Here is a 650-nt window from a genome sequence, read left to right as displayed (position 1 = left end):
GCCCTCAAGGCCAAGGTGTCGAAGACCGAACTGAAGGTCGGCGAATGGATGCCGGTGTTGCCGATCCTGCGTTCCGACGACGGTCGCTCCCTGCCGCAAACCTTCCGCGGTGGCCAGGTCACTTCCACCGAAATCAGCGGCCTGAGCCTCTACGGCGGCCAGTTCCGCGGCAACAGCCCGCGCAACGATGCGAGCATGGAAGACATGTTCATGAACGGCCGCCCGGCCTTCACCTCCGACCGCTTCAACTTCGGCGGCGGCGAGTATGCCTTCAACGACAAACGCACCCAGGTCGGTGTCTGGTACTCGGAACTGAGCGACATCTACCAGCAGCAGTATTTCAACCTGACCCACAGCCAACCCATCGGCGACTGGACCCTGGGCGCCAACCTCGGCTACTTCATCGGCAAGGAAAACGGCAGCGCCCTGGCCGGCGACCTGGACAACAAGACCGCCTTCGCCATGCTCTCGGCCAAGTACGGTGGCAACACCTTCTACGTCGGCCTGCAGAAACTCAGCGGCGACGATGCCTGGATGCGCGTCAACGGCACCAGCGGCGGCACCCTGGCCAACGACAGCTACAACTCCAGCTACGACAACGCCAAGGAAAAATCCTGGCAAGTGCGCCACGACTTCAACTTCGCCGCCGT

Annotated in this window: 1 protein-coding gene; it reads left to right on the top strand. The window is 62.6% G+C overall.

The features are described from left to right. Positions 1-650 (top strand): OprD family outer membrane porin (locus ACODTO_RS29550; RefSeq protein ID WP_489107475.1); only part of this gene is annotated, 650 nt, incomplete at both ends.

Source organism: Pseudomonas sp. FG13, from assembly GCF_057809755.1.
The sequence above is the reverse complement of the archived record's forward strand: the minus strand, read 5'-3'. Positions and strand labels throughout refer to the sequence as shown.